General features: G+C 31.9%; 16 protein-coding genes and 1 pseudogene. 14 read left to right on the forward strand and 3 right to left on the reverse strand.

The window, feature by feature from the left end:
- Positions 1 to 4: 4 nt before the first annotated feature.
- From ACWNMZ_RS22430 to ACWNMZ_RS22455, 6 genes and pseudogenes are all read left to right on the forward strand, one after another.
- Positions 5 to 1,480: a type I restriction-modification system subunit M gene (locus ACWNMZ_RS22430; protein WP_251627812.1), complete on the forward strand. Its 1,476-nt coding sequence runs from the start codon at positions 5 to 7 to the stop codon at positions 1,478 to 1,480.
- Positions 1,464 to 2,648, forward strand: a complete 1,185-nt coding sequence (locus ACWNMZ_RS22435) for a restriction endonuclease subunit S (protein ID WP_251627811.1) — start codon at positions 1,464 to 1,466, stop codon at positions 2,646 to 2,648. The genes ACWNMZ_RS22430 and ACWNMZ_RS22435 overlap by 17 nt, the downstream gene beginning before the upstream one ends.
- A gap of 40 nt (positions 2,649 to 2,688) precedes the next feature.
- A pseudogene (locus tag ACWNMZ_RS22440) lies at positions 2,689 to 6,032 on the forward strand (DEAD/DEAH box helicase family protein).
- A 289-nt stretch (positions 6,033 to 6,321) separates the two neighbouring features.
- Complete coding sequence (locus ACWNMZ_RS22445) at positions 6,322 to 8,133, forward strand: hypothetical protein (RefSeq protein ID WP_251627810.1); 1,812 nt, start codon at positions 6,322 to 6,324, stop codon at positions 8,131 to 8,133.
- Between the two features lie 938 nt (positions 8,134 to 9,071).
- Entirely contained in the window at positions 9,072 to 9,302 is a 231-nt protein-coding gene (locus ACWNMZ_RS22450; protein WP_449598900.1) for a hypothetical protein, read from the forward strand.
- A gap of 86 nt (positions 9,303 to 9,388) precedes the next feature.
- Complete coding sequence (locus ACWNMZ_RS22455; RefSeq protein WP_449598901.1) at positions 9,389 to 12,790, forward strand: nSTAND3 domain-containing NTPase; 3,402 nt, start codon at positions 9,389 to 9,391, stop codon at positions 12,788 to 12,790.
- A 116-nt stretch (positions 12,791 to 12,906) separates the two neighbouring features.
- On the opposite strand, the gene ACWNMZ_RS22460 is transcribed toward ACWNMZ_RS22455, so the two are convergent.
- Positions 12,907 to 13,989 (reverse strand): DUF3800 domain-containing protein, encoded by a 1,083-nt coding sequence (locus ACWNMZ_RS22460; protein WP_197249182.1) that lies wholly within the window; start codon positions 13,987 to 13,989, stop codon positions 12,907 to 12,909.
- A gap of 232 nt (positions 13,990 to 14,221) precedes the next feature.
- Positions 14,222 to 15,028, reverse strand: coding sequence for a Shedu anti-phage system protein SduA domain-containing protein (locus ACWNMZ_RS22465; RefSeq protein WP_197249181.1), 807 nt, complete (start codon positions 15,026 to 15,028; stop codon positions 14,222 to 14,224).
- 267 nt (positions 15,029 to 15,295) lie between these two features.
- On the opposite strand from ACWNMZ_RS22465, the gene ACWNMZ_RS22470 reads away from it, so the two are divergent.
- The 3 genes from ACWNMZ_RS22470 (at position 15,296) to ACWNMZ_RS22480 (ending at position 17,996) form a co-directional block, all read left to right on the forward strand.
- Positions 15,296 to 16,129, forward strand: a complete 834-nt coding sequence (locus tag ACWNMZ_RS22470; RefSeq protein ID WP_241746649.1) for a phospholipase D-like domain-containing protein — start codon at positions 15,296 to 15,298, stop codon at positions 16,127 to 16,129.
- 562 nt (positions 16,130 to 16,691) lie between these two features.
- A complete protein-coding gene (locus ACWNMZ_RS22475; protein ID WP_197249179.1) occupies positions 16,692 to 17,072 on the forward strand; it encodes a hypothetical protein in 381 nt (126 codons plus the stop codon).
- A 159-nt stretch (positions 17,073 to 17,231) separates the two neighbouring features.
- Entirely contained in the window at positions 17,232 to 17,996 is a 765-nt protein-coding gene (locus ACWNMZ_RS22480; protein ID WP_251627807.1) for a trypsin-like peptidase domain-containing protein, read from the forward strand.
- 876 nt (positions 17,997 to 18,872) lie between these two features.
- Here the strand turns inward: ACWNMZ_RS22480 and ACWNMZ_RS22485 are convergent.
- The gene (locus tag ACWNMZ_RS22485; RefSeq protein ID WP_018665455.1) at positions 18,873 to 19,193 is read right to left on the reverse strand and encodes a hypothetical protein; all 321 of its coding nucleotides are present in this window, start codon (positions 19,191 to 19,193) and stop codon (positions 18,873 to 18,875) included.
- A gap of 860 nt (positions 19,194 to 20,053) precedes the next feature.
- Here ACWNMZ_RS22485 and ACWNMZ_RS22490 point away from each other — a divergent pair.
- From ACWNMZ_RS22490 to ACWNMZ_RS22510, 5 genes are all read left to right on the forward strand, one after another.
- The gene (locus ACWNMZ_RS22490) at positions 20,054 to 20,215 is read left to right on the forward strand and encodes a hypothetical protein (protein WP_449598902.1); all 162 of its coding nucleotides are present in this window, start codon (positions 20,054 to 20,056) and stop codon (positions 20,213 to 20,215) included.
- A 225-nt stretch (positions 20,216 to 20,440) separates the two neighbouring features.
- Entirely contained in the window at positions 20,441 to 21,037 is a 597-nt protein-coding gene (locus ACWNMZ_RS22495; RefSeq protein WP_026562326.1) for a TetR/AcrR family transcriptional regulator, read from the forward strand.
- A gap of 62 nt (positions 21,038 to 21,099) precedes the next feature.
- Entirely contained in the window at positions 21,100 to 21,774 is a 675-nt protein-coding gene (locus tag ACWNMZ_RS22500) for a YqeB family protein (protein WP_026562327.1), read from the forward strand.
- Between the two features lie 46 nt (positions 21,775 to 21,820).
- A complete protein-coding gene (locus ACWNMZ_RS22505) occupies positions 21,821 to 22,726 on the forward strand; it encodes a macrolide 2'-phosphotransferase (protein ID WP_251627805.1) in 906 nt (301 codons plus the stop codon).
- Positions 22,727 to 22,843: 117 nt separating this feature from the next.
- Entirely contained in the window at positions 22,844 to 23,266 is a 423-nt protein-coding gene (locus ACWNMZ_RS22510) for a VOC family protein (protein ID WP_026562329.1), read from the forward strand.
- Positions 23,267 to 23,297 lie beyond the last annotated feature (31 nt).

Raw genomic sequence — 23,297 nt, forward strand, 5'->3', positions numbered from 1 at the left:
AACAATGATTACGGGAGAATTGAAGAATAAAGTAGATAAAGTCTGGGAGACATTCTGGACAGGTGGAATAACAAATCCTTTAACTGTTATTGAGCAGTTTACATATTTGTTGTATATCAAAGGCCTAGATGATAACGAGAAGAAAAAAGAAATGGATGCAGAACTTTTAGGGATAGAACACGAAGGTATCTTCCCACAAGATAAGCCTCAGCTACGTTGGTCAATCTTTTCAAATATGGGACCGGACGAAATGTTTAAAGTAGTATCACAGGAAGTTTTTCCATTTATTAAAGATTTGGGTGGGAAAGGATCTATTTACTCTAAGTTTATGAAGGATGCTATTTTCGTAATTCCTACACCATCGCTCTTAGCAAGAGTAGTTGCAGGAATAAATGGACTAATGCAAGCCAGTAATACAGATGGTAAAAAGGATACTTTAGGTGATTTATATGAGTATTTACTTTCCAAACTTTCTACTGCTGGTACAAATGGTCAATTTAGAACCCCCCGTCATATTATTGATATGATTGTTAAATTGATGAAGCCAACACCTGAAGATATTATAGTGGATCCGGCAGCTGGTTCAGCAGGATTTCTTGTTTCCGCTGGAGAGTATTTAAAAGAAAATCACAGTGATATGTTCTTAGTTCAGAGTTTGAAAGAACATTTTAACCAGAAAATGTTCCACGGATTTGAAATGGATGGAACGATGCTCCGGATCGGTGCAATGAATATGATGCTTCACGGGGTGGATAATCCTAATATAGCTTACCGTGATAGTTTGTCCGAGCAGAATAAGGATACTGAGCAGTACACACTTGTTCTGGCAAATCCACCTTTTAAAGGCTCTTTGGATTATGAATCTGTATCTGATGACCTTTTAAAAATAACTAAAACAAAGAAAACTGAGTTATTATTTCTAGCATTGTTTATCAGATTGCTAAAAAAAGGTGGAAGGGCTGCTGTTATTGTTCCAGACGGTGTTCTCTTTGGTAGTTCTAATGCACATAAATCTATTCGAAAAGAAATAGTTGATAATCACAAATTAGAAGCAATTATTTCAATGCCATCGGGTGTATTTAAACCTTATGCTGGAGTTTCAACTGCTATAATGATTTTTACAAAAACTGGTGCTGGTGGTACTGACAATGTTTGGTTCTATGAAATGAAAGCAGATGGATACTCCTTAGACGATAAGAGAAATCCTATAGAAGCAAATGATATTCCTGATATTCTTGAAAGATTTAATAACATAAAAGCTGATAAAGACAGAAAACGGACCGAGCAATCCTTCTTTGTACCCGTTAATGAAATTATAGAAAAAGAATATGACCTATCAATAAACAAATATAAAGAAATTGAATATGAAGAGTTAGAGTATGAAAAACCAAGTGATATTATTAAAAATATAATTAGTTTAGAGGAAGAGATTAAAGATGGGTTGATAGAACTAAAAGGCTTGATTGAAGGAAGTAATTAATATGAAAGAGATAACTTTAAAGCAGTTGTTTGATATAAAAAAGGGAAAAAAAGTAGAACAGATACAATTAAAAACTTTAGAGAGTATTCGTTATATTCAAATTGATGACTTACGAAATGATAAAAATATAAAATATTGTCTTCCTGAAAAGAATTATGTCTACGCAACAAAAAATGATGTAATTATCGCTTGGGATGGGGCAAACGCAGGTACTATTGGATATAACCTTGAAGGAGCGATAGGAAGCACACTTGCGGTACTAAAAAGTAAGGTAGTAGACATTAATACACATTATGTTGCTATATTTTTAAAAACAAAGGCACAATTTTTACGTGATAATTGCACTGGGGCAACTATTCCACATATCTCTAGACAGGTATTAGAAGATATTAAAATTCCTCTTCCACCAAAAGAAATTCAAGAAAAAATTGTAGAGGTTATTGAAAAAGCTCAATCATTAATAAACTTTCGAATTGAACAAATTGATTCATTATCAAATCTTGCTCAAAGTGTGTTTACTGAAATGTTTGGTAACCCAATTCTGAATAACAAATGGAGTATTAGACCTTTAGGTGAATATCTGGAGAAAATTGAAAGTGGATGGAGTCCTAAAAGTGAATCGTTTCCAGCAATAGAAGGAGAAAAAGGGGTACTGAAATTAAGTGCAGTAACCAAAGGAGTCTATCAATACAAGGAAAATAAAGCCCTATATTCAGATACACCATTAAAAAAAGTGTTGGAAGTTAAAAAAGGTGATTTATTAATTACAAGAAAAAATACTAAAGAGTTAGTCGGTGCTTGCTCGTATGTTTTTGATACTCCACCTAATCTAATGATACCTGATACCGTTTTTAGACTAGTCTTTAAGGAATCTGAAAATCCAATTAACCCTATTTTTCTATGGAGATTACTAAATAATAATACTTTTAAACGTAAAGTATCTTCTTTAGCTGAGGGAAGTTCTGGGTCAATGCCTAATATATCAAAGAAAAATTTATTAGGACTAGAGATAATTGTTCCACCACTAGAATTACAAGAACAGTTTTCAAACATAATAATAAATATTGAAAATCAGAAGCAATTATTAATCAATGGATTATTAGGCCTTGAGAATAATCTAAACTCCATTAAACAAAGGGCTTTTAAAGGGGAATTATTTAGTGTCTAACACTTTTTTGTAAATTTTATTAAGCAAGGGGGGACTATTTTTGTTAAGCAATTTTGAGTATCTTCGTGATAAATCTCAATTTAATAGTTTTTCAAATGCTTGCTTGGAGGCAGAGAAAAGTCTCCAAGTAAGTCCTGCTACTTGTGCAATTTTAACACGGCGTGCGTTGGAATTAGCAGTTAAATGGCTATATGCTTCAGATAGTGAGTTAAAGGTACCATATCAAGATAATTTATCTAGCTTGATTCACGAACCAACTTTTAAGTCAATTATAGATGAAGATCTTTTTCCTTTAATGAAATACATCATTAAGCTAGGCAATGTGGCGGTTCATACTAATTCTTCCATTACAAGGGATGAGGCTGTACTAGCACTACATAACCTTCATCAATTTATTGATTGGTTAGATTATTGTTATTCGGATAATTATTCAGAGTCAGGGTTCAAAGAAGAGCTTCTTTTAACTGGAGACGAGCCAAGAAGAAGACCTGAAGAATATAAAGAACTATATGAAAAGTTGAGTTCCAAAGACCGAAAGCTTGAAGATTTGATGCGTGAAAATGAGGAACTACGTAAGGTCTTAACTGATAAACGTATTGAGAACACCGAACAATACAATTTCCAAGTAGACGAAATTTCTGAACTCCAAACCAGAAAGATCTACATTGATTTAGAACTTAAATTAGCAGGTTGGGAGTTTGGAAAAAACGTAATTGAAGAGTATCAAGTTTCTGGTATGCCAAACAGTCAAAACACAGGATTTGTGGATTATGTTTTACTTGGAGATAACGGTAAACCAATTGCTGTGGTTGAGGCGAAGAAAACTTCATATGATGCTAACAAAGGAAAGCAGCAAGCAAAGTTATATGCTGATTGCATTGAACAAATGCACGGTCAAAGACCGATAATCTTTTACACAAATGGATTTGATATCCGCCTTTGGGATGATGTGAATTACCCTGAACGGAAAGTATCTGGATTTTATACTAAGTCAGATCTTCAACTTTTAATTGATCGTCGCACAATTCAAAGACCATTGGTGGATATTGTAATTAAAGAGGATATCTCCAACCGTTATTATCAAAAAGAAGCAATCCTTGCTGTCTGTGAAGCTATACAATCAAAACAACGAAAAACACTCTTGGTTATGGCTACTGGAAGCGGAAAAACAAGAACCGCTGTATCTTTAGTTGATGTTTTGGTAAGACATAACTGGGTAAAAAACGTATTGTTTTTAGCGGACAGAACTGCTCTTGTCCTACAAGCAAAGAAAAACTTTAACAATCTTCTTCCAAGTATGACTCTATGTAACTTGCTTGATAACAAAGATAACCCGGAATTAAGCCGTATGGTATTTTCTACATATCCAACAATGATGAATGCGATAGATGATACTAAACGAAAAGACGGTAATAAGCTTTTTACGGTTGGGCATTTCGATTTAATAATTGTTGATGAAAGTCACCGGAGTATATATAAAAAATACCGGGCAATCTTTGAATATTTTGATGGAATCTTATTAGGATTAACAGCCACTCCAAAAGATGAAATTGATAAAAATACTTACGATATTTTCGGCTTAGAGACTGGTGCTCCTACTTATGCATACGAACTGGAACAAGCAGTAAAAGATGGTTATTTAGTTGAGTATCGAACATTTGAAGCTTCTTCAAAAATCTTAGATGACGGTCTCCGCTATGATGAATTATCTGATGAAGAGAAAGAACAATTTGAAGATACCTTTGATGAAGAAGAAGGCGAAGAGATAAGTAACTCCGCTGTTAACCAGTGGTTGTTTAATGACAATACCATCGACCAAGTATTGAATGACCTAATGGAGAAAGGAATTAAGGTTGAGGGTGGAGATAAGCTTGGTAAGACTATTATCTTTGCTAATAATTCCAAGCACGCTAAACGTATTGTTGAACGGTTTAACCATATATATCCCCAATACAATGGAAAGTTTGCTGCTCAAATTGACTATAAAGTTGATTACGTACAAACTCTTATTGATGATTTTTCAACTAAAGATAAGTTTCCGCAGATTGCAGTATCCGTTGATATGTTAGATACCGGAGTAGATATTCCAGAAGTAGTAAACTTGGTATTTTTCAAAAAGGTTCGCTCAAAATCAAAGTTTTGGCAGATGATTGGCCGAGGTACTCGGCTATGTGAAAATCTTTTTGGAGTGGGTGAGGATAAAGAGTACTTTTTAATTTTTGATTATTTAAGAAACTTTGAGTTTTTTAGAGAAAATCAAAAAGGAATCGAAGGGAAAGTCTCAGTTGGTTTAACTGAACGAATCTTTAATTTGAAGGTAGATATTATTAAAGAACTTCAGGCACTCGATTTTCAAGAGGAACCTTATATTCGACACCGTCAAGATTAGTTGAAGATGTGTATCAAGAGATTAGTCGACTTAATGATGAAAACTTCCAAGTAAGAATGCATCTACAGTATGTTCACAAATATAAAAACCGGGAGAATTGGCAAGCTCTTAGCGTAACGAATGTAAGTGAAATTCAGGAGCATATCTCACCATTGATTATTTCAATAATAGATGATGAACTAGCAAAGCGGTTTGATAGCGTAATGTATTCCATAGAACTTGCTAAACTTACTGTAAAGAATGCAACTAGACCTATAAAAAGTGTAGTTCAGACAGCCGAGGAGCTATCAAAGCTAAGTACAATCCCTCAAGTTAATGTCAAAAGAGACATTCTGTTAAAGGTACAGACAGATGTTTTTTGGGAAGAAGCCAATATTTTTGAACTTGAAGAAGTACGTGAAGCAATACGGGAGTTGGTTAAATTCTTAGAAAAAGAAAGTCAAAAAGATTATTACACGAACTTTAAGGATAACTTCACTTTGATTGGTGAAGGTGACACTCCTTTTTATGGTTCAAATGATTTGCAAAATTATCGTAAGAAGGTTAATCAATATTTAAAAGAACACCAAGATCAGACAGCGATTTACAAGTTGCGTCAAAACAAACCGTTAACAAAACAGGACGTGCAAACGCTTGAAGGAATCCTTTGGGGAGAACTTGGTTCACAGGAAGATTATAAAAAGGAATTTGGCGATACACCTATCACAAAACTAGTAAGACAAATAGTTGGTCTTGATCAACAGGCAGCTAATGAAGCATTTTCAGAGTTCTTGAATGAAGAAAAGTTGAATGTTAATCAGTTGCGATTCGTTAAACTTATCATTGATTATGTTGTTAAAAATGGGACTCTTGAAAAGAAAGTATTACAAGAAGACCCATTCCGATCATTGGGGAGCGTAACTGAATTGTTTAGAGATAATATAGATGATGTTAGAAGGATTATAAAAGTTATTGATACCATTAATCGTAATGTTGAGGAGTATGAAGGGGCGTAAGAAAAAGAATATTGAAATATGCTCAAGAGATCCAGCTTTTAAAGCTAGGGTCTTTTTTTCGATAATGAAAAGTTTCCGGGAAGCAAGTGTGAAAAAGGTGTATCAACAAACAAATAAATAAAAGTAAATGACCTTGTATTTCTTTTTGTAAACCATTTCAATATTTTTCCTTATAATGGTGTAAAATAAGATCTATAGTAAAATTATATTTTAAAAGGTTTTTCATTAGGGAACTATTATTCTAGTTTGATAGACTTAGTAGTGGCTAGTTTAGGTGGAGGTAGTTATAATGCAAAATAGTTCGGTGAAATTGGAATACAATATTAATGGTATAGGTATAATTACTCCTATTATATATAATTTTCCTAAAGGTCTTTACCAAAATAAAAATCTTAATCTTGAGAGAAAATTGAGAGATACTAACCAATTAGGGGCAATTAGATATATTCATAACGGAGCACATTATACAAGATACGAATATGTATTATTGCAATATATGCTAATAAATTTTGTTCAGAAAAACAGTGAGATAGGTTTAGGATCTAAATTTAATTTTAAATCTTGGGATTTAGATAAAGAATTAAAATATGAAGAAAAAATAACAGCTGCTGAAGTTATCGAACTTATAGTTCTATTTGCTAATATGGGGCATTTTAAGGATACATTTTCGAGTAATAAAGTATGGTTCCATTATATTCTAGAGAATCATTATGGAGTAAAAAATGGGTTAAAAAAAGGATTAAGTAGTGAAGGGAAAAAACTGCTTGATAAACTGCTAGAAGATTTAGATTATCAACATATACAATGGTTAAATGCATTATATATGTTGAGTAGGACAAGTGAGTTACAAGACTATAGAGTTATATGCGAAAAGATTGTAAAAAATATTTTGTATCACGAAAATGATAAATGGATGGATCTCTACAACAAAATTAGAAAAGTTTCATATATAGTTCTTGATAGCCATTTTTCATATATACCAATTGAAATTAGCTTACAAAATGTTTTATTTAATCATAGTTTGTTTATAGACGAAATTCTAAAAAATAATTCGAATCTATTTGGCACTTTAGAGCGTATTAGCGAATTATTAGAAGATACTTTATATCTGGAAAATAACGCTTTGTTAGTAGGTACATATAGAAGTATAGATATTTATAACAAGTTGAATGATTTTTTAAGTAGTAATGAAGATTTAAGAGAAGTAGCAAAAATAAACAAATTAATATTAAATATTGAAGAATCTCCATTATATGAGGAATCAAATATTATTGAAAATGAAATACCGTGGAATAAAGAAAAAAATTTAAGCCTAACATTTAGAATAAAAGAAAGGAGAGGTTTCCCAGTAGATGTCTTTAAAAGGGAAATGGAGATATTAAAAAAATTGGGAACAGATGTCTATTTAGGTTATAACTTTTCTCCAAGCTTTGAAAAATATAGAACAGTTTATTCACTAAACAAAACATTGAGTGGAAAAAAACTATTAAATAAATGTCTAAGCATACTATCACAAGGGGTAGATGATTATTTAGAGTATAAACATTTTGCTTTAAAAGAAGTTAATAATGGACCATTGATAGATGTAGTCACTAAAAAGATAATTACATTTTTATTTAGAAACATATTAAAGAATGATTATTTCTGTGAGTACAATTACTCAAATAAATTATGTCCATTTATCCTAGAAATAGGAAGCAAGAAGGCTTTAAGTAAATTAGATTTATATATAGGAGATTTTAAAAAAATCTTTCCTGATGATAAGGATGGCTTACACGAGTTGACTGCTCTAAGACATAGAGTAAGTAATATTAACTATAAAGGGCTAACGATAGTTTATGCAGGATCATTAAGATTTATAGATAGTAATAAGAAAGCTGTCTGTGAATTAGATGGCTTAATCCTAACTCCAAAAAACAAAAAGAAGTATTTAGAGGTGATCGAAGCTAAAAATCTCAGCACTAAAAGCCAAAGGAAATCTGTTGCGATGAAACAATTAAGAGAAAAGTTTTTACCTATAGTTGCTGATAGTATGGTTGAAGATACCGAGGTTAAAGAAATTGATAACTTTGGAGCCTATGTGAATTTAATGAGGAAATAGCTTTTAGCTTTTATATTATATATTAGATGAGAATTAAAATTTAAAATTTAAATTGAATATAGACAAACTAAAAGACGTTAATATTTGACTACTGAAAAGTCCATTGGTGTGTTACCGATGAACAGAAGCTACCTTTATATGCTTACCAGGCAAGGGTGGCTTAATTATATTTATCAAACTTTCAAAGAATTAAAAATAACTCTTAATTTACTTTTTTAATTACATAATGCCACAAGGATATAATTAATTTTTTAATAAATAACATTAGGATGCGAAATCATTATCAAAAATCCTTTGTTTATGGTTATTCGACATCCAAGAAATATTTTAATATTACTGGCAGTGTGCTCATTCATCTATCGGTAGGCGATTAGATAATGCAAAAAAGACGTAAAAAAATTATTAGAGTTTCCCGTCAACCTCGCTCACGAATTACCATCGTGAAGTCATCCCGTTAGAAGGGAATTAAATCCCCAGATTGTCCTTAATAACGAGATCCATTTTAGTTATTAGATTTCAAATATCCCGTGCTCGTTGCAATATGCAAGGTGGGTTGTGGTGAAAAGGTTGGTAAAGCGAGACCTGGGCGACTCAGAAGTGCGATGATGCACTTGCTGGTACTACAAAATACGGCGGCTCCAAACGCAAAACAGGAGTTTTTTATGTCGAATTCTTCCTCTATAGTGAGGGTGAATTCTGGGCTTCACCACCACATATCAGGTCCTTATTGAAGGGGGCTTTTGTAGTGAAATTTGAATTTGAACTAAATAGTAAAGCTTTATCCTTTTTGAACGATAAGGATTTTTTTACTTAATTTGGTCTATAAGAATTGTTTTTCTTTAGGTCTCTACGCTTACTTCCAAAATTGTATAATATGACTAAACAATTGTCATTTTGAAATCATAAATTTTCTTAAAATCAGAAAGGAAAATCAAAAAATGAGTAGACTTCAAGCGATTGAAAATAGATTGATGGAAATAAATGAAACAGTTTTTCAAGAGTTATGTGATAGCTATTTAATTTTACGTAATTCAAATTATGCATCTTTTGCAAGAACAGGAAGTCAAACAGGCAAACAAAAGACTACTAAGGGGACCCCGATTCATTTTTTATTACCGATGGTAAATATATATTTGTTGAATATTCTACAAATATTTCAGCAGGGGTAAAAAAATTAAAAGAGGATATTGAAAAGTGTCTTGAACAAGAGAAAACTGGTATTGCCATAGAAAGTATTAAAGAAATTGTATTGTGTATGAATTTTAACTTAAAAAGTGATAACGTAAATCAATTAAATTCTTTAATAGAAGCCAAAGATATTACATTAACATTGATTACTCTGGATTTACTTGCTCTGGAATTACACTTACAACATCGTGATTTAGTCCATCAATATCTAGATCTGGCATTTGATACTGGCCAGATTGTTTCCCTTGAATCATTTATTAAAGAATATAATAAAGCTTCAAATGGTATAGCAACACCGTTAGATAATTCTTTTTTACATAGAGAAAAAGAAAAGAATGAGTTGAAAAATACAATACATACATCTGATTTTGTGATATTAAACGGTGCCGCAGGAGTGGGGAAAACTAAATTAGCCATAGAAACAATAAGAGAATTACTAATAGAGTATACAAACTACGAAGCCTACTGTATTTCTTATAAAAATTCCGATTTATTACAAGACTTATATGATTATTTTAATCCTAATAAAGATTATATTTTATTTGTTGATGATGCTAATAGGATAGATGCTTTTAATCAAATATTAGGCTTTTATAAGACTGATAGAAAAGGTAAATTAAAAATAGTTATTACTGTAAGAGATTATGCTTTGAATGAAATAAAAAATTTATGCAGTAACTTATCGAAAACGGTATTGGATATTGAAAAACTTAAGGATGAACACATAGTAGATATCATAAAAGCTGAACCATTTAAAGTTTTTAACGAGGGATATCAGAATGAAATAATAGCAATAGCAGATGGTAATCCTAGATTAGCTATAATGTCGGCATTATTAGCAATTGAAAAACAGGATTTGTCTGTACTGTATAATGTTTCTGAGCTTTTTGAGAAATACTTTACAACTTTTATTAACGATAAAATAAATATAGATGATAAAATTACTATCCAGTGTTTAGGGGTAATTTCGTTTTTCCATACGCTCCCTTATAAAAATAGACAATTACTTGAGCCAATAATAAATGTATTTGACATTAATTATTATGAATTAGTAGAAACGATAGAAAAACTTGAAAAGTGGGAATTGGTAGAAATAAAGTATGACTATGTGAAGGTACCTGAACAAAATATATCAAATTACTTTTTTTACTTGGCTTTTATTGATAAAGATTATTTATCTTTTAAACTCTTGCTTGAAAAATTTTTTGCAACAAATGCAGAACGATTTAAAGATTGTGTAATTGCTGCGAACAATTCGTTTGGAGCAGAAAAAGTAATGGAGAAAGTAAGGCCATCACTTATAAATTATTTAAATAGTAAAGTGAGCCCTGAGCAAAGTTTAGAATTCTTAAAGGTTTTTTGGTTTTATTTACAAAATGAAGCATTAGAATATTTATTTGAAAAAATAATGGCATTGCCCGATGTAAATGTTCAAGAATACAATACATCTTATGATCAAAATCAATTTGCTTATAATAAAAATGAAGTAATTGAGTTAATGGGGAATTATTTTAAATTTATCCCAATGGAATTAAAAAGTAGCATTGAACTAAGTTTAGAATTCGTTAGAAGACAACCTCATCATTTACCGGAGTTAATACACAAATTTCGTGAAACCTTTTCATTTGAAATGGAAGATGAACGTTATGGTTATTACAGACAGCTAACATTGTTCGAGTTATTAATAAATGGAGTAAAGAAAGGAGATACTTTATATTCTGTAGCATTTTATGAATTAGCTAAAACTTTTCTGAAATTTACTTTTGAAGTTGTTAAAGCTACAAGAGGGGATAAAATCACATTTTATAAATATGAATTATCTAATATAGAAAAATTGCAATCGTTTAGAAAACATATATGGGATACTGTAATTAGTCATTTCGATAAAAATAATATAATGAGTTTAGATTTATTATTATCTTATTGTGAAGAGTATACGGAGAATAAAGATATTGTTTCTTTTGATAAAGGATATATCCTAATCTTAATTGAGAAGCATTTAGATCCAGGAGTTTTTGAACATTGTTTATTTGTACAAAAGTATTTAAGGTTCTTAAACAGGAATTCAATAACAGATTCTAAGATGGATACACTTAAAGCTAAATATAGAAATGAACTTTATGAGATGTATTTAAGGATAGATTGGGATAGAATTCGTGATAAAGATATTTATGATTTTGATGATTTTAAAAAGTACGAGGATTTAAAGGAACAAGAAATACGGAAATCCTTCTTGTTGCAATCTACAGAAGAAGTATCGAATTTCTTTGAAAATTATCTGTACCTAATTGGTTTTATAAAGAATACTTGGAATCAAAATAAGGTGTTGGATATTGTTGTTGATGAAAATTTCAATCACAATTATCAAATTGGAAACACACTGCTCGAGTTAATAATTGAAAAAAATAGTGATTTAAATTATGTTCCTTTCCTAGTGTTTAAAAATCACTTAAATAAATCGAATCAAGTAAAAGAATTTCTCAATCTACTAGAAAAAAGGTCATTCACTTGCAGATTAAGATGGGTGCTTGTCTTTTATGAAAACATAGACCCGGCATATCTGGAAACAAAACTAGTTAATCAATTTATTGAATTAATAAAGAATATAGATGAAACTGTATATATTTATTTAGGAAATTTATCACATCTACAAAATATAAAAGAAAATTTTTATAAAGAACTATTAGAGACAATAACTATAGAGAATAGAGCAAGACTTAATAAAGTACGAATTGAATGTAGAGACGATTCTCTGCTCTCATATCTGGACTCTATTAATAATATTGAAACCATAATGGAAATGTATATCCAACAATTTTTATTGGACTCCTATTTTGATTATAAGGGTAAAATATTGAAGTATATCTTGAGTAGAGACCCAGACTATTTACTTGAACTTACTGACAAACTTTATTCCGAAGAGGATAGGAAATTCAAAAAACGAAATGGATTAGGGTTTATTTGGGATATAGAAAATATAGAGAATCCCTTAGAAAAGGTTTTTGATTTCACTTTAGATAAAGAACTTTACTTTGGTATTGCTGAGCATTTTTGTAATATATTCTTTGTTAATATAGATAGTCAAAACTTTGAACGGGCTAGAAAATTTATTTTGGAGTATGTAAAGAAGAATCATCAAAACATTAAAAAGATGAATGTGATTTTGGATATAATTCATAATACTAGAAATGAATGGTTCAATGATGTAGTGAAAAATTTTATTAATTATAATCAAGACTTGAAAGTATTCTCTAAGATATGGTGGCTAAAAAGAAGTAGAAGCTTCAATGCAGATCAGTTATTTAGCGATTTAGAGGCTGCGGATTGGAGACAAGTCTTAGAAATAATTAATCAAATTGACTTAGGGATTAAGTTAATACCTATAAAAAAATACGTAGCAACTAAAATAGAACAAATAAAGGAATTTGCAGAAGACGAAAGGAAACACAGGTTTTTAAGAGGAAATTGAGAGACTGTGTTGTTGATGGCTGTGCCAGGCTTTTTTACTGAAAAAGACTCCTACCTAATAGGCAGGGGTCTTTATTTTGCAAAATTTAGTTTTGATTGTCCAATACATAAGTCAGGTTACCTATTAATAAATTGTTCCTCAGCAACCTGTTTCCAATATTGAGTTAACTTTTTTAGTCTCTCATCTTTCATCATAAAATGAAGTGTATTGTAATTGATTGAGTAGGACATAGCAATAAACCCTACTATTGCTAAATCCTTTGTTGATTCAATATCTTCTTCGTTTACAATTAATGCTTGCAAAGTAGAACAAAGAAGGTCCGCGATTTGTATTAAAGGGTCCTCGATTGACTTCTTCATTCCTTTATAAGTAGTATGTTTTAAATCATACCAAGCTGTAAACCCATTATCTAATGTGAAGTGAAAATCAGTTCCGTTGCTCATATATTCCGAGTAATTTTTGTAAGCTTCCCTGAATTGAACTACTTCATCGTGATAAACATCAATATTCAGGTCGTTTTTTCTACCGAAGTCTTCTAATAGGGACAACAGAGATGTAAAGCAAGGTAGATTTATAGCGGATGCCGCTTTTCGGGGTTGAGAGTTTAAATCGTTTTGTAAACTCCAAATGGCTTCGGTAAAATCTATAAGATCTTGATTAAATAATGAGGCATATTTCAACCTTCTTTTAGAGAGATTCAAATATATCTCATTGAATAACTCTCTCAGTGTTTCTAATTCAGGATTTCGAAGGAGATTAGCAAATTTACCAACTTCTTTAGGACACATCTCTAATAGTAAATGTGCAAATTTATTTCTACTTTCTGCACTTACCATTAAATTATAACTATGTAGGACAGCAGGATCAATGCAGTCATCAAGTAAATAACTCAATTTTGCGGCAGCTACAAAGTCCTTATGATTTATAGATAAAATAGGAATACAACCAATGTCTAACATTTGCATCATTAATTGACATAGAAACTGTCTTCCTTTACGTGTCTCTAATAATTTCTTTCCTTTAAGTTCTTTTAAGTGTGGATTATAGCTCTTTAAAGATTTAGTTATTGATTCCCTAATTGGATTGGTTAGGTCATTAGGAATAACCCATCCAGAGACTATATAATAAGGTTGGTTGATATCTGATAAATTGTTACCGGTATTTCCATACTCATCAAAGAAAACACTGTATCTATTCATTTCTATTGGGGCCTCCTCACTTGATTTTTTGGTTTTCGATTTTAAGTAAACTTAATAAAAAAGATATTGATGAATGAAAGGAGGTATTAGTTGATCGATTCCCATTTACCATTCGGACGGTACTATAAGGAGCGTAGTCCAAAGATTTAAGTATTAAAATTCGTTTCTTTAAAGTATAAAAACGTCGCTTCCTTAGCAGTCGGTTTTTTGGCTTTATAATTAATATTTTTTGTTAATAGTTTCCTCTTTCAATTATTGCTAAAGTATTATCTACTAAGTTATCGTAGTGTAGCAGCCGAATTTTTTGTTCCTCGAGATGTTCTCGTCTGATTCTTCGAGTCGTTTCGTTAAGGTCTTCCCTTCTTCCAGCAACAACAACAAAATTAAACCTAGTAGGATCGAGGACATAAAATTCTTCAGGCATTTGTTTTTCAACTTTTTTATATTTTTTAAGTGTATCATAAAAGTTGTTGAAATTAGGATATAACCAATTCTTCCAATCTTTTGTTTGCGTTATTCCCTTTCTGAAAGCATTTCCAAGTTCTCCACTAGCTAATGTAATATCCTTTTCTGGGTGTTCTAATTCTACGAATATAAAGGAAAATCCATCAGAATTTTTTCCTATTAATAAATAATCTACTTTGTAATTAGAGCTTAGTTGAAATTCAGGAAATAAAAAAGCAACGTGGTGTCCAAAATCATAATAATTAAAGATTGATCCAATTATGTAGTACGCATTTTCGTCCTTTATAAATTTCGCAACATCACGTTCATTTCTTATTGTTCCATCGTTTAATCCTGTTAAAAACTTGTTTAAATTTAATTCTATTACTTCCTTTTTTTCTAAATCGAGTGTGTCTAAATAATTATTCGGAAAAAGACTATTAAAATGTCTAACAGCTTTAGGATATTCCCGAGATAGATTTTTTCTAGCAAAGATTTTTCCAACTCTGCCTCTTTTTTCTCTTTCTAATACCTTAGCGTATTCTTCCTTCTCAGTTTCTGTTAAATTATTGTAATCCCTATTGTATAATTTCATAATTTCCTCACCGACATTATTAATTTTTATTTTTTATAGGATGTAATCAAAGTTATAACTTAATATCTATCATTCTATAGCAAATCATTTATGGTAATATTATACTCCTTCTTGGCTTTCTTGTAATAGAGGGATAACAATTGTAAGTCAGTATTTTAATTCTATAGTTGGGGTCGGATCGAATTTTCCTTTTTCAAGAAACGGGCAGGATTGTGCTTTATGAAGGTAGAAGACGTATTGGTGAGTTTAAGTGGGAGGACGAAAAATATGAAGAAAGAAATCCCTTTTCAAGAAGGTAAAGTGGTCTTTTTTAAAGAATCGAATTTTTGGGATGATGTGTTGCAAAAATGTAATGAAGAAACAAAAGCCATCTATATAGCAACTTATAATTTTAATTTTAACCAATACGAAAAAAGTTTTTATCGAAAACTATCACACCTGGCAAATTTAGGGGTAAGGGTGAATTTACTGTATGCAATAATGAGCTATGCTGATGAAGATAAATTGGAAGTCGAAGAAATATTTAAAAACTTTGTGTTATGTGCCAAACTAACAACTAATCATTCAAAGTTCTTTATAACGGATAATTTTGCGTTCATAGGTTCTGCTAATTTTAGTTTCAATAGCAATAACAATTACGAATGCGGTGTTATATTTAATAATAAGGAAATCATTTCAGATATAAGAAAGTTTTACTCGGAATTGCTTGAAGAAAGTGAGTTTACAAATATCCCTGAATGTTTTGATCCATTTGAATTTGTACCAACGATATTAAGTGTGGTTGAAGAGTTAAGCGTAATAGAAAAAAAGGAAGAATTATATAGCGATAAAAGAGAGGCAATACCAGAATTACGCTATTTGGACAACATAGAAAAACATTTAATCGAACTGGGGTATCCGGTACCACTCCATTTTGATTGGTTTCATTTTTATATGCAACTTTATGATGAAAAATATGTTACTGATATTGCTTTTAGTGATTTTAAGCATTTCCTTCAAAATCTGTATCTATATTTAATAGATGTAAATGATTTTATTAACGAACAATATAAAACCATTGGTAGAATTGAATTATTGAAGAAGATTAAAGTAATAAAATGAACCCCGTGAGAATGATTAAACTAATGGTGGCGTTGATCAAGAACTTTTTTTCATTGACGTTATAAATTAACGCTCGTTTTGTGGTATTTATAAAACTAAAGGGCGGAGTTTAGTTTAAAAGTATAACGTCATAACTCAAATCGCCAGAGAGGTGGAAAGTAAAACATAAAATCACTTATAACAATATATAGTGAAGTATGGTTTGACCGACAATAAAGAATGGTGAGTTTTTTATTGTTCAGTAATATATGACCTATCTTAGAAGAGTACATATCGATGCTGTCTTTTTACATTTTTAGGGTATCATAAAATTTTGAGTAATTCCTTCTTCTTAGGTTTGTTAAAAATATCTAAGTCTAAATATTTAGTAAAATGGCGGCTGCAAGGTAACAGATAACTGTATATTTTATATTGGTTAAAGACTAGCTACTTTCTAGTATATGTTCTTCTAATAGTCTACCAGTTTATGGGGAAATAAAATGGTATTTTATTTTATTAAACTTCTCTTCCATTTAATAAGCTATTTTTGCTATACTGTAAATCTAAATGGGGGGATTTACCAATGGGGAGAAAAGAAGAACGACAACAAAAACTACAACGAAAACAAAGTGAATTAGAGGGTAAACTTATAAAAAAACAGAAACATCTAGCTTTGATATCACTAATAGACCTTTATTGTTTTGCTTTTAAGTCATTGGTTTATTTGGGAATAGCTCTTTACTTAAGTGTAGAATTTGCATATATAAATGGTAATTGGAATTGGCTTCAAAGTTTAACCGAATCAGATTTTTGGCAATACATTAAAAAATATGGCTATCTGGCTTTAATCTTAGCTGCGTTTCTTGAATTCGTCCATAATTTTATTGGTTTTAAAGATGTTCCTTTTAGGAAAATCTCTAAAAAGGAATTCCTTACGGAGCTAGAACAGAAAAGAAGAGGTTAACGAATAATCGAGGGAAATGCCCCTCGGTTCTTTTTCTATTTATAGAATTTAATTTCAGTATTGATTAATAATATTGTGACTTAGAAATTTTATGGTGGTAATTTTTGTTAATCAATTAACAAACTGCAATATTATAAATAATGTTAGAGGATGATAAGTATGAATCAAATAACAGAAGAATCATTAATGTCGTTGTTTATCAGAATGTATTATAACGACATACCCCTTTCAACGGGAACAGCTTTCATAGTGTCATCTTGTATAGGTCCCTTATTAATTACAAATAGGCACAATGTTACTGGGAAAAATAACGAAGATAATACACTGTTATCACCAGAAACCGGAGCAGTACCAAATAGAATTGAGATATATCATAATAGGATTAATTCTATTGGATCTCATATTATTAAATACGAAAAATTGTATTTGGAGGATGACTTTACTCCAAGATGGATTGAACATCCAACTTATGGTCATAAAGTTGATTTTGTTGCCCTTCCTTTAACAGAATTAAGTAATGTTGCTGTATATCCATATTCTTTGGAAGAAGGTAGTAATATAAAGGTCGGTGTTACAGACTCAGTAAGTGTTGTTGGTTTCCCATTTGGAATTCAAGTAGGAAGTAATGCAGCTGTATGGGCGACCGGAACTGTGGCATCGGAACCCCGACTTAATTATAAGGAATTACCCTTATTTTTAATTGACTGTAGAAGCAGACAAGGACAATCTGGTTCTCCTGTTATCGCATACCGTTCAAGTGGAGATGTAAACACAACGGAGGGTTTAGATTTCTATACTGAGCCAGTTAAAAAATTTATTGGAATTTATAGTGGAAGAATTAATAAAGAATCTGACTTAGGATTAGTTTGGAAAGCATCAGCAATTATAGAGTTAGTGAACAGTATTAAAAAACATATATTCTAATATCTACTGGTAACTTAAAATTGAAAGGGCTTATGTAAAAAATTTAATTGATGAAAGGATATTGATAAACCCACCAACATCCCTTTGTGTTGTCAATTACAGTCCACGCACGTTGAGTGTGTTGCCTTGATGTCACGGGTGGTGTAACCCAATAATAAACCCTTCCTAACCATAATAGAAACTTCCGAATCAGAATGGATTTTCGTTAAAATAAACATTTCCGATTTCCGCTTCTGGATCAATAGTGTCCCGGGTTTTCCTCCATAGGAATCCGGGATTTTTTCTTCTCTTTTTCAATAGAAATCCAATACAAAATCAATAGTTTTTCTTTCATTTTTCCTTACTCTTTTTCTCCTCTATCCCTTATATATCAGGCTTTTCTCAATAGTTTACTCAGGCATCCCTTCAATAAGAGACCCAATGTCTTATCCCCATCTTTTCTCTCTCATTTCTTCATGTTCTATCTTATCTCCCCAATTCATTTTTCCTCTTATTATTCTTCGTAAATCGGAGATTTCTATTTTTACTCCCAAAAAAACGTGAAAAAATACCGAAAAACAGGTGGAAAAACGGTCATTTTTGAATCAGAAATTACTCAAAATGGGGGTTCGGTCGGAAATCTTTATTTTAACTGGAACGGTGGAATGCGGGTTGGAGAGGGGGGATTTCGGAAGGGTTTATTTTTTTTTAACATAGGAGAGAAAAGAATTTAGTTTGGTTTGTAATATTACATCTATAATATGGAAAATAGAGAAAAGAGTGCAGTAGAGCATTACGTACTCAATCTTAACTCAGTTTTATAGATTCAAGTAATAAAAAGGAGAATGTTCTCCTTTAGGTCTTTTATTTCCTTTCGTATTCAATGTCACCGATAATCTATTTTTCTTCTGCTAAAGTTTTCAAATCCTTAAACTTTTTCAGAGTCAAAAGCTCTGTATTGTGAGACTTTAATATCTCATGTAAGGCTTCCTCTGGCGAAACAACCCTCCCATAATCTTTTTCTCCTTGCCATTGTGTACCGTAAATGAGTACATACCTGCCATCTTTTAGCTTAGTGATACCCAAATGCCTTCCTACTCCACCATTTGTCCAATTGTGACCATCCCAATAATCAAGGATTTCATTGTATTTAACCCTTGTTACTACTTTGGAATGGAATTCGTCTTCGAACACATTGATTCGATATAAAGTTGTCATATTCACATCATTCCTTTCATTTTTTATTCATTATCATCATATCGTGTTGAGATTTATATCAATACTAAAAAAAGTTCGAGCTGGTTCTAGCTCAAAGAGTTTGACTGTAAATTTGATATTATTTGCTTGGTATGGGGAGCCTGTTCCTTATCCGAAGGTTTTTCCGGTATTTTTCCCGGCAGACCTTCGGTTTTTTTGTGTAAAATTCGTTGGGGTTCCAATTGTAGTCCAATCCCATTTTCAATCAAAATTCAATCCGAATCCAATCGTTTTTTTAATTCTATATTCCTCCAATCCTTTGTTCAGCAAGGGTTTAGTCCAACTCAAGTTCTTTTTCAGTTGGTTTCCTCACGCTATTGAATCGGTATCCTTTCTAGTGTTTTTTTCACACGTTTTAAATCAAATGGCCCCTCACCATCTACTCCGTATTTATTCGAAAAGGAACGAAATTTTTTTATAAAAATCATTGCGAAATCGGTACAATTTTGGGCGAAAATCGGGAAAAAGGCGGGAACGTAATTATTCTATAACAGAAAATGGAAGGTAATGTGAAGGGGGCGTGAGCCCTTGGGAGAGAAGGGCTTGAGGGTGATGTGAGGAAGGAGGGGTGTGGGAAGGTTAATTATTCGATTGGGGACATAGTAGATGGACTTGGATTTTCATAAATGAGGTAAATGGAGATAGGGATTGTTTGTACCTGATGTTCAAAGTAATTGATAATGGGGATACTAACTAAAGAAATAAATGGACGGAGAAAAAAGAAACCCCCTCCTAAATTACTTAGGAAGATTTGTTTGATGGATCACACTGTATGTAATGCGTACTAGCACAACTATATAGTTGCTACTTTCTACTTCCCCATGCTAAATAGTTGGTATCCGAACGGCAAAGGTATCGGGAAGGAGCAGCGGGCAACCCATATGTATTCAATCCTTAAACAATTAGTTGTTTTCATCACAAATCAATCAAAATTCAGGCTAGATTCCATTAGCGGGTCCAGTTTTGTTTCTGTTGTTCAATAATTATATAATCCTTTGTCCAATAAGGATCCAATCATCTAAACTGCTTTTCTTTTCGTTTAAAATTCCTAATAAATAAAACCCAGAAGTCCTGCTCCATTAATTATGGAAGCATATTTGACAATAATAAAAGATGCAAGTAAAATAAAACGTATAATCAATATTTTGATTGTACAATCAATATTTTATTTGGATAAGTAATATGATTTAAAGGAGATGTTTTTAAAAATGGGTGAATCTTTTATTGCGGAAGCACGAAGAGAGCAGATTATTCAATCTTGTATTGACACACTTGAAGAAGTTGGTTATACAAAAGTGAGTTTAACTAAAATTGCCAAAAAGGCAAAGGTGAGCACAGGTTTAATTTCTTATCATTTTTCCGACAAGATGGATTTAATTAATCAAACTTTACTGTACTTGTTAGAAAAAAAATTGGATTTTATTAGTGGAAAAGTGGTTCAAGAGGAAACACCTACTTCGCAATTAACTGCATATATTGAAGCGTGTTTGGCTTATCAAGTGGCTAACTTTAAATATAATATCGCATTAATTGAGATTGTCTTTAATGTTGAAAATGAAGAAGGAATTCCATTCTATAGAGCTGACAATGGGGAAGAAGACGAAGATCCAATATATACATTGCTCAAAGAGATTCTATTAGATGGGCAACAAAAGAAGGAGTTTTCTAATCAGTTTGATGTTGAAATGATCTGTGTCCTGATTCAAGGAGCAATTGAGGAAAGTATGCTTAAACATAATAAAACCTTTAGTTTTGAGAAATATAAAAATGAATTAATTAAAATGGTGTTAAAAATAGTCATATAGCACTAATTTAGGAAATAGAATCATCTATTAAAAAAAATAGAATGAAGGAGTAAAAAAATAATATGAAAGATACATCCACAATTGGTATGGGTTTCTTGGAAAAGCTCTTTGCTGTTTTATTTCCTATTGTGTTAGGAACGATTGGTTGGTTTCTTCCAAGATTATTGGATTTCATCATAAAAATTCCGCTTTTTAATGATTCAAAGGTCATTGTACTCTTGGAGTCACTTGACCCTTTTTGGACTTCTATTGTCTTGATGATTATAGGTGCGATTATAGGGGTTCTTTTGTCATTAACAGTCTATAGTGAAGCCTTGAAAGTGAGTATTAGTGATACAGAAATTTTGATTAATAAAGATGATAAAGAAAATAGAATTAACAGTTCAGACGTAAAAGAAATCTTTATGGAGGATCAAACAGTTATCATTACAGGTAATAAAGGACAAGAATTATTGAGAGAAAAGACAGACATAAAAAAAGGAATCATACGAGAAAAATTCCTGAATCATCACTATCCTTGGAGTGAACAGGATTCATATGCCGATCAATATAAACTCTGGACGCTTGAAGATCGCACGGTTGGAGAAAATGTCTATGCCATCTTATATGAACGTAGGAATGCAATTAGAGAAGGAGATAAGAAAAAAATAAAACATTTAAGAATGGACTTAAATGAACTTGGAATAGTTGTGAAAGATGAGGGAGAGGTTCAATATATACGTAATATTCATAACTAATATTGTCTCTATTATTTCAAAAAATATGATTTGGATGTGATGAGTAATGAGTAAAACAAAAAAGGAAGTATTGGAAATTGCAGAAAAACATGGTCTCCAATTGATAGAGGACTTTTTTGTTTTTAATGAATCTGGATTAGACTTTCAGGTGGTATTTGCTAAGGATCAGGAAGGAAAAGAATGGGTGCTGCGTATTCCGAGGCGGTTTGATGTATTCCCTAGAACAAAGGCAGAAAAAACAGCACTGGACTTAATAAACAAGTATGCTAGTTTTGAAGCTCCTGATTGGGGAATTTACACAGAAGAGCTGATAGCGTATAAAAAGTTAAATGGAGTTCCAGCAGGAACCATTGATCCTGAAGCTAAAAGATATGTTTTTGAAATTGATGAAAATAATATACCGAAATGTTTTTATCAGACGCTTGGAAAAGTATTGGCTACACTTCATAGCATTCCAAGGGAGAAAACATCTGAAGCAGGTGTTATAGTTCAAACACCAGAGGAAGTAAAACAAATCATGAAGAATCGTATGGATGCGGTTAAGGAAAAATTTGGTGTGGGAGAGCCGTTATGGAATAGATGGCAGACGTGGTTGAATGATGAAGAAATATGGCCAAAAGAAACCGGACTGATTCATGGAGATTTGCACCCAGGACATATCCTCGTTGAAAGTTCAGGAAATGTAACGGGGTTAATTGATTGGACAGAAGCAAAGGTAGCTGATATTTCCACTGATTTCGTTGGCCATTACAGAGTATTTGGTGAAGAAGGTCTTGATACACTTATCAAGGCTTACAAAGAAGCTGGAGGGTATCATTGGCCTAAGATGAGGGAACATATTATTGAATTAAATGCTGCTTACCCTGTTGGAATTGCCGAATTTGCCTTAATATCTGGGATGGATGAATATATTCAGATGGCAAATAAAGAATTAGGTTTAGCTGGAATGTAATTTGAAATTACATTAAGTAGCGGGTAGTGGACGCAGGGACATGGGGACAGGACTCGGATTAGTTATTGCCAAAAGTTTAATGGTAAAAATGAATATGAAGATGAGGTGTCATTAATTATGAAACCAAGAATCACAGTAATCACATTAGGTGTAGATGATTTGGAAAAAGCATTAGAATTCTACCGTGATGGATTGGGACTACCCACAGAAGGTATTGTAGGTAAAGAATTTGAGCATGGAGCAGTAGCCTTTTTTGAACTACAATCAGGTTTGAAACTTGCTATTTGGAAACGAGAAGATATTGCATATGAGGCAAAAGTTACACAGGCTCCAGCAAGTCCTACTGAATTTACAATTGGTCACAATGTAAATAGTAAAGAAGAAGTAGATAAGGTATTAGAACAAGCCGAAAAAGCGGGTGCAACAATAACGGACCCTGCACACAACACTTTTTGGGGTGGATATTCCGGTCACTTTCAGGACCCGGATGGGCATTTGTGGGAAGTAGTCTGGAACCCAGCTTGGGAGATAGAGGAATAGACATGTGTTAAGGAAAGAGTATTATAGGGGA

This window comes from Niallia sp. Marseille-Q9988, assembly GCF_976954375.1.

Excerpts from the sequence above, each read along its gene's own strand:
- ACWNMZ_RS22460 (WP_197249182.1), bottom strand. The coding sequence starts at position 13,989 with ATGAATAGATACAGTGTTTTCTTTGATGAGTATGGAAATACCGGTAAC.
- ACWNMZ_RS22455 (WP_449598901.1), top strand. The coding sequence starts at position 9,389 with ATGAATTTTAACTTAAAAAGTGATAACGTAAATCAATTAAATTCTTTA.
- ACWNMZ_RS22505 (WP_251627805.1), top strand. The coding sequence starts at position 21,821 with ATGAGTAAAACAAAAAAGGAAGTATTGGAAATTGCAGAAAAACATGGT.
- ACWNMZ_RS22495 (WP_026562326.1), top strand. The coding sequence starts at position 20,441 with ATGGGTGAATCTTTTATTGCGGAAGCACGAAGAGAGCAGATTATTCAA.
- ACWNMZ_RS22490 (WP_449598902.1), top strand. The coding sequence starts at position 20,054 with ATGCTAAATAGTTGGTATCCGAACGGCAAAGGTATCGGGAAGGAGCAG.
- ACWNMZ_RS22500 (WP_026562327.1), top strand. The coding sequence starts at position 21,100 with ATGAAAGATACATCCACAATTGGTATGGGTTTCTTGGAAAAGCTCTTT.
- ACWNMZ_RS22430 (WP_251627812.1), top strand. The coding sequence starts at position 5 with ATGATTACGGGAGAATTGAAGAATAAAGTAGATAAAGTCTGGGAGACA.
- ACWNMZ_RS22465 (WP_197249181.1), bottom strand. The coding sequence starts at position 15,028 with ATGAAATTATACAATAGGGATTACAATAATTTAACAGAAACTGAGAAG.
- ACWNMZ_RS22510 (WP_026562329.1), top strand. The coding sequence starts at position 22,844 with ATGAAACCAAGAATCACAGTAATCACATTAGGTGTAGATGATTTGGAA.
- ACWNMZ_RS22480 (WP_251627807.1), top strand. The coding sequence starts at position 17,232 with ATGAATCAAATAACAGAAGAATCATTAATGTCGTTGTTTATCAGAATG.
- ACWNMZ_RS22470 (WP_241746649.1), top strand. The coding sequence starts at position 15,296 with ATGAAGAAAGAAATCCCTTTTCAAGAAGGTAAAGTGGTCTTTTTTAAA.
- ACWNMZ_RS22475 (WP_197249179.1), top strand. The coding sequence starts at position 16,692 with ATGGGGAGAAAAGAAGAACGACAACAAAAACTACAACGAAAACAAAGT.
- ACWNMZ_RS22450 (WP_449598900.1), top strand. The coding sequence starts at position 9,072 with ATGAGTAGACTTCAAGCGATTGAAAATAGATTGATGGAAATAAATGAA.
- ACWNMZ_RS22445 (WP_251627810.1), top strand. The coding sequence starts at position 6,322 with ATGCAAAATAGTTCGGTGAAATTGGAATACAATATTAATGGTATAGGT.
- ACWNMZ_RS22485 (WP_018665455.1), bottom strand. The coding sequence starts at position 19,193 with ATGACAACTTTATATCGAATCAATGTGTTCGAAGACGAATTCCATTCC.